Origin of the sequence: Vibrio sp. 10N.261.55.A7, assembly GCF_002877365.1 — a bacterium.
GTDB lineage: Bacteria > Pseudomonadota > Gammaproteobacteria > Enterobacterales > Vibrionaceae > Vibrio.
In genome coordinates, this window is sequence record NZ_MCWZ01000031.1 from 1 (window position 1) to 7,119 (window position 7,119).

Here is a 7,119-nt window from a genome sequence, read left to right on the forward strand (position 1 = left end):
GAATATTAGCAAAGAAATACCCCTCTTTGCGGCCACCAATCTGTTTCGCGACGAGCCATATTTGTTCGCTTGTCAGCGTGGTTTTTATGCTGGCACCCGCCTGCTTGGCGTAATAACCATAACCAGGCTGCCATCGATTCAGTGCTTCTGGTTCAAACCCCCAAACATTGCTACGAACAAAAGTACCTTCAGCATCTACAGCAGATTTAACAGCATCTCGATAAGAAATGAGTTTTTGAGGAAACTGTTCACTTGCCTCATTAGCGCCAGATACAAAATCATGCGCTAGACCACCAAGCAGTGCGCGCCCAATGTTGCTCGGCACTGATGTGACTAGGCCAAGCCAATATGAGGCCAACTTCGGTGAGAGCAGTGAGGTTGACCATAGGCGGAATGGCTTATTGGCGACATCACAAATGATTTTAAATTGCTCTCGATAAGTAAGGGTGTCTGGCCCTCCTGCTGTGAATATTCGGTTTTCGTTAGGTTTCTCTTTTGCAAGTTCAATAAGGTAGTGGTTTAAATTCTCTAAGGCGATTGGGTTGGCTTTTGAGTCAACCCATTTGGGCGCAATCATAATGGGCAGGTTATAGACGAAGTCTCTCATTATTTCGAATGCTGCAGAGCCTGGCCCAATGATTACACCAGCGCGCAGTTCAGTGATGGGGACGTTAGTTTGCCTTAGAATGTCCCCCGTTTCTTTCCTTGCATCTAAATGGTCGGAATGCCCTGTTGGTGGTTGCAGCGCACTAAGGAAAATCACGTGTTCAACGTTGCTGCCAATCAAGGCTGATTTGAAGTTTTCCGCGAGTGAGAGTTCGTAGTCAACGAAATCGTGTCCGACTGCCATTCCATGAACAAGAAAGAAGATTAGGTCGAACTGGGGAATGAGTTTCTGAGTTTCTGACTGATCAGCGAGATCAAGAAAGGCATAGGTTAAGTTAGGGTGTGGGACGACACGGGCTTTTAGATACTCTAAGTGACGTGTTGCCGCTGTTACGCTGTAACCCTGAGAGAGTAAGATCGGCAACAGTTGAGAACCAACATATCCCGAAGCACCCAGTACCAATACTTTTTTCATAAAATACCTTTATGACATTCCACAGTGGCTATTCATCTGTTCGACGACTTATCTCACTGTATACTATACCTAATTGATCTGTTTATTATTCCATGCAAAAGGTTGCCAATTTGTCGCTAATCTCCCAAATCCGTTTACACACCAGTGATGGCTTCTTTCGTAATCTGGTGGCTATTGCCTTACCCATTACTTTGCAAAGTATTATGTTTTCAAGCCGTGGCCTTGTTGATGTGTTGATGCTTGGTCAGTTAGGGGAAGAAGAGATCGCGGCAGTGGGCGTCGCCGCTAGGGCAACGTTTGTCACGACCATTATGCTTGTTGGAGTCACAACGGGTGGGGCGCTACTCACTGCTCAGTATTGGGGAGCCGGTGATAAAAAAGGTGTGAGTGAAAGTACCGCGCTTACTTGGTTGGTATCGAGTATTTTTGCCACTTTAGCAGCACTAATTTTTATTCTATTCCCAAGTCAAATTATGGGGCTAACAACCGACTCTCCTTCGATTAATCAACTCGGTAGCGAGTATTTACAGATCGCTTCCGTGAGCATGTTGGCTGTCGCGTGTGTGGCCAGTATGTCGGTTGGGTTAAGAGCGATCCATAAACCAGGGATAAGTACGTTCTTTAGCGGCATCGGGATATTGTCGAATATTTTTCTAAATTGGATTCTAATTTTTGGTCACTTCGGTTTTCCTGCTCTGGGTATTAAAGGTGCGGCGATAGCGACGATAACCAGTGGTGCTATTGAAGTTCTGACCCTCTATGGATATTTGTACGCTAAGAAGCATCTATTAGCCTTTGGGGTGGCAGATATAAAAGCGGCGATTGATTGGGTTAAAGTTAGCCGATTCTTATCGCTATCGTTACCAACCACATTTAACTTTCTTGCGTGGGCCGGAGGTTTGTTCGCCTATCATGCGATCATGGGGCAATCGGGTGTGCAAGGCTTAGCGGCTTTGTCTGTGATGACACCGGTTGAATCGATCTCATTGGCATTAATGATCGGTATGTCGAGCTCTGCAGCTGTCCTTGTCGGTAATAAGCTAGGCGCGAAAGAGTATGAGGCTGTGTATCATCAAGCGCTCGCTTTGCTCGTTGTCAATTTTGTTGTGGGTATAGCGGTGTCTATTTTGCTCTATGTCGTGCATGCGCCGATATTGAATGCTTTTAGTGCATTGACGGAAGAAACAAGAACGCTCTCAGAAAAATTCATTTTCATTCTTAGTATTGGCTTAATTGTACGCTCTATACCCATGATGGCGATAAACGGAATTTTGAGAGCGGGTGGCGATGTGAAGTTCTGTCTTTATCAGGACTTGGTTGCGCAGTGGCTCATCGGAATTCCATTGGCGGCATTTGCGGCAATGTGGTTGGGGTTGGAGCCTGAATGGGTTTATCTTCTGTTCTTAACCGAAGAGGTCATTAAGTGGTTTGGGTCTTTATACCGTATAAAAAGTAAAAAATGGATGAATAACTTGATTGAAAATGAGAGGTGACGCGTTTGTTGTTTGCATTTTGATGCATATCTTGTGATCTAGTATCCAAAATACTTCCTAGAATGCGAAATTTAGTGTAGATTCACCATCCTAGTCTGATTATCGTGAGCTATTTAATGTTACAGCTGAAGGACCTATGTAAAGGATATGTTGATGGTGGTGAATTTCACCCTGTTTTACAAGGCGCTGAGCTAACATTAAATCAAGGTGACCAAGTCGCTCTCATGGGAGAGAGTGGTACCGGTAAAAGCACACTTTTAAATCTCATTGCAGGGCTTGATACCATCGATTCTGGTGAAGTTTGGTACCCAAACTTTTCTATGCATTCTAGCTCTGAGAATCACAGAACAGCCTACCGCCGTAATAATGTTGGTCTTATATTTCAACAGTTTAATCTTCTCCCTACGCTCAATATCGCTGACAACATTCGATTCTGTCGACAATTAAAGGGCTTACCTGAAGATCAAGGTTTGTGGCGCCAAATCTTATCGGCGCTTGATCTTATGCCTTTGCTCGGGCGTTATCCTGAAGAAGTGTCTGGTGGACAGCAGCAACGCGCTGCCATTGCTCGATCGCTGTATATGGAGCCCAAAATTCTGTTGGCGGATGAGCCAACCGGTAGCTTAGATGAGAGAAATGCTGAGGCAGTAATGCGTTTGCTGACGTCTCTAACTCGGCAATTAGAATGTACTTTATTACTGGTCACACACAGTGAGAAAGTGGCTGAACACATGGAAGGGCGTATTCGTCTTCAAGGAGGACAACTACATGTTATGGCCCGTAGTTAAAGCGCTACTAGGGCACTATCGTCGTTACCCCCTTCAAATTATACTCGTTCTTCTCGGGCTGACGCTCGGTGTTTCTCTATTGGTTGGTGTGACCTCGATTAATCACCATGCTCGTGAAAGCTATGCTGATGGTGAGAAACTTTTTTCCAACCCGCTACCCTATCGAATTCGACCAAAACACGTTTCTAATAACGTTCCGCAGGGTTTGTATATCCAACTACGCCGTGATGGTTTCCATGAATGCGTCCCATTTGACCAACAAGCGGTCAAAACAGCGAGTGGCGCTGAACTTGTTTTAGTTGGAATTGATCCGATTGCGATGCTCCAAGTCACTCAAGGGGCTTCGTTGAAGAAATTGAAAAGCCTCGAACTCATGAGGCCACCCTATCCGATTGTGGTGAGTGAAGGGTTAGCGAAGCGGTTTGATTGGAGTGACGGTGACTTCATGACCTTAAACGATCATTCTCGTTTAGGGCCTATCATCGTAGATAAAAATAACAACCTGGCCGGCACTCGAATGATTGCCGATATATCCTTGCTGAAAATGCTAAACCGCAGTTCAGGCATAGATATGATTGCTTGTGCGGACATGCCTAAAACCAAGTTACTCAAACTCAAAGGCAGTCTTCCTAACGGATTGATTTTATCGAGAAGTTCTCGTACAGAGCTAGAATCACTGACTAAAGCATTTCATACGAATTTGACGGCATTGGGAATGTTGTCGTTCGTTGTTGGTCTATTCATTTTCTATCAAGCGATTTCTTTATCTTTTGTTCAGCGTCAGCCGCTCGTTGGTATGTTAAGGCAAACGGGGGTATCAGGTTGGCAACTGGCTCGAGCATTGTCGCTTGAGCTGTCTAGTATGATTTTGATCAGTTGGGTGCTCGGTAATATTTTAGGCTTAACACTGGCAAATCAGCTGATTCCATCGGTGTCGACAAGTTTAGGAGAGTTGTACGATGCGAATATAGGCATTGATATTGGCTGGAGTTATTATTCAAGCTTCTACAGTCTTGGGATGTGCTTGATAGGCGTCATCATTGCCTGCATTTGGCCCTTAGTTCGATTGCTTCGATCTCAGCCAAATCGATTAACATCTCGTCTCTCTTTGGTGCGCTTTGCTGGTGTGGAATTTACTTTCCAAGCTTTTATTGCCTGTATGCTATGCGTGGTCGGTATTGCGGTGTACCAAGTCCCGCAGACTCAAGAGACAGGCTTCACACTTATTGCCTTGTTGCTCACCAGTGTCGCGCTGTTCACTCCTTATCTTATCTGGAAAGTATTCACTAGTTTTACCTACTCACTTCGATGGGTCAAAATGCGCTGGTTCTTTTCGGATGCGGCAGCAAGCATGAGCTACCGAGGTGTCGCAACCATGGCACTCATGCTGGCTATGGCTGGTAATATTGGTGTCGAAACCATGATTGGTAGCTTCCGAGATACTACAGATAAATGGTTAACTCAGAGACTTGCCGCCGATGTGTATATCTACCCAAGCAACAGTTCTGCAGCACGTTTGAGTTCATGGTTACAAAAGCAGCCTGAAGTAGAGAGTGTTTGGTGGCGTTGGGAAAAAGATGAATCGACTAAGCAAGGTATGCTTCAAGTGGTCAGTACTGGCTCGACAGATGCAGAATTGGATGCGTTGACAGTGAAACTTGGCGTACCTAACTATTGGTACCATCTCCATCACTCCAAAGGTGTGATGATAAGCGAATCGATGTCGTTGAAACTGGGAATTAGGCCTGGTGATTTTATTAATCTTTCATCGCAAACAGGTCAGCGTTGGCAAGTAGTGGGGGTTTATTACGACTACGGTAACCCTTATAACCAAGTACTGTTATCGCATAGAAATTGGCTCAATAGTTATGCTGGCTCGGGCGATGTCGGGCTCGGGGTACAACTAAAACACGGTGTTAATGCGTCAGGTTTGAAGAATCGTTTAGCGTCCGTTTTTCGTTTGAGCGCTGATAGAGTGTATGACAACAGCGATATACACTCTCAGGCAATGAAGTTGTTTGACCGAACGTTTGCTATTGCTGACACCTTGGGCAACATTACGCTGTTCATTGCTGTTTGTGGGATTTTCTTTGCGACTTTGGCAGGTGAAGTCTCTCGCCAAAGACATATTTCATTGCTGCGGTGTTTTGGCGTATCAGGTAAGGAGTTAGTCGTCATCAGCGGCCTTCAATTACTGGTGTTTTGTATGATTTCTATTGCGATCGCAACGCCGCTTGGTTTGGCTTTGGCTAATTTAGTCGTCGATGTGGTGATTAAGCAATCATTCGGTTGGACTTTAGAGCTGCAGTTCGTCCCACTGGCTTATGCAAAAACGATCTTTTGGGTGCTTGCGTCACTCATGTTAGCAGGTGCCTTGCCAGTACTTCGCTCTATTCGAAGCACGCCGATGAAGTCATTGCGAGATTCTTTATAAATGAAGAAGCTGAAGATACAACGAAAATCAACCCTATTGAGAATGGCGCTAGCGACTCTTGTCGTCGCCATAGTTCTCGGGTTTTTCTACATGGACTTTACTCGTTTTGGCAAGCAAGAACCGATCAATCAGCATGCTGTTGTGGACATGATTCAGAAACATGTCTTTGAACCTGTGTTACCGGATACTGCCGTAACATTGCCAAGTGATTTTCGTTTCCACCCTGATTACCAACATGAATGGTGGCAATATTTTGCTAATGTAGAAGATGAAGAGGGGCTTCAATACGCGGTTCAGTGGAGCTACTTTCGAATAGCAAGTGATGAAAGGAAAATGGTCGGCTGGCAAAATCCTCAGGTCTATATTTCACATATCGTTGTTTCTAACGAAACGCAAGTATGGAAAGAACAACGAATGGCTCGAGGAGGAATAGGGCAGGCAGGGATGACCATCAACCCTTTTCGGCTTTGGATTGATAACTGGAATTGGGAATCTCTTGGAACTACGCCATTCCCAGGTGATCTCAATGTGGCAACCAATGAATTCAGTTTAAAACTCCATAACCAAATGATTGGCCCTTTCGCTCTGTTAGGTGACAATGGCTATCAACCTAAGCACGATCTTTTACCCATTGCTGCTTTCAATATAAGTGCGCCTTTTTTGTCGGTGAGTGGCGAAATGAACCTCGATGGCAATAAACTGATTCGAGTCAAAGGCAGTGCTTGGATGAGTAAAGAGTGGAGTAGCCAACTCATATCTCAACGTCAGAAAGGTTGGGACTGGTTTGTTATTGAGCTCAATAAAAGTGAAACGCTAACCATTAGTCGTTATCGTCATCAAGATCAAATGCCCTACCTATTTGGCAGTATCATCAGTAAGACTGGAAATACCATCGCGTTAAGCGAAGATCAGATTTCATTAAAAGCGATGAAAAGCCAGATCTTGGACGGGGGAAAACGTGTTCCTCTCGAATGGAATATAGTGATACCAGAATACAGTATCGATCTCAAAGTGACTGCGGTGAATAATAACCTACAGCTACCATTCCTTATCCCATATTGGGAGGGCCCGATAAATACATCAGGCTCACATCAAGTTCAAGGTTTTATGCAACTAACGGGCTATTAACTTCTCTTTAGCTTTCTATTATTGATTTTCCAACTACAATTAAACTCACTGAATCAAAAGATTAGTGAGTTTTTTTTGCCTGAATATACTTTGTAAGAGAATATGTTTTTTGGCAGAATCGGGAGAAAGCTCGATTGTTATATCAGAAATAACGAATTAAAATACTGGTATATACGAAGTGTTATTAACAACTAC

The 7,119-nt window shown here is 44.3% G+C and carries 5 protein-coding genes; 4 read left to right on the plus strand and 1 reads right to left on the minus strand.

Annotation, left to right across the window (positions count from 1 at the left end):
• On the minus strand, nt 1-1,081 hold a 1,081-nt coding region (locus BCU12_RS03560), incomplete at its 3' end, for an NAD(P)H-binding protein (RefSeq protein WP_102403015.1).
• 110 nt (nt 1,082-1,191) lie between these two features.
• Here BCU12_RS03560 and BCU12_RS03565 point away from each other — a divergent pair.
• The 4 genes from BCU12_RS03565 to BCU12_RS03580 all read left to right on the plus strand — a co-directional run bounded on the left by BCU12_RS03565 (nt 1,192) and on the right by BCU12_RS03580 (nt 6,924).
• Nucleotides 1,192-2,574, plus strand: coding sequence for an MATE family efflux transporter (locus tag BCU12_RS03565; RefSeq protein WP_102403019.1), 1,383 nt, complete (start codon nt 1,192-1,194; stop codon nt 2,572-2,574).
• A 116-nt stretch (nt 2,575-2,690) separates the two neighbouring features.
• Nucleotides 2,691-3,362: an ABC transporter ATP-binding protein gene (locus BCU12_RS03570; protein ID WP_102403016.1), complete on the plus strand. Its 672-nt coding sequence runs from the start codon at nt 2,691-2,693 to the stop codon at nt 3,360-3,362.
• Entirely contained in the window at nt 3,343-5,796 is a 2,454-nt protein-coding gene (locus BCU12_RS03575) for an ABC transporter permease (RefSeq protein WP_102403017.1), read from the plus strand. Before BCU12_RS03570 ends, BCU12_RS03575 begins: the two co-directional genes overlap by 20 nt.
• Complete coding sequence (locus tag BCU12_RS03580; protein WP_102403018.1) at nt 5,797-6,924, plus strand: lipocalin-like domain-containing protein; 1,128 nt, start codon at nt 5,797-5,799, stop codon at nt 6,922-6,924. It begins immediately after the preceding gene.
• Nucleotides 6,925-7,119: the final 195 nt, after the last annotated feature.

What these genes read in the sequence shown, in the direction of transcription:
- BCU12_RS03570 (WP_102403016.1), top strand. Translation starts at nt 2,691, where the DNA reads ATGTTACAGCTGAAGGACCTATGTAAAGGATATGTTGATGGTGGTGAA.
- BCU12_RS03575 (WP_102403017.1), top strand. Translation starts at nt 3,343, where the DNA reads ATGTTATGGCCCGTAGTTAAAGCGCTACTAGGGCACTATCGTCGTTAC.
- BCU12_RS03580 (WP_102403018.1), top strand. Translation starts at nt 5,797, where the DNA reads ATGAAGAAGCTGAAGATACAACGAAAATCAACCCTATTGAGAATGGCG.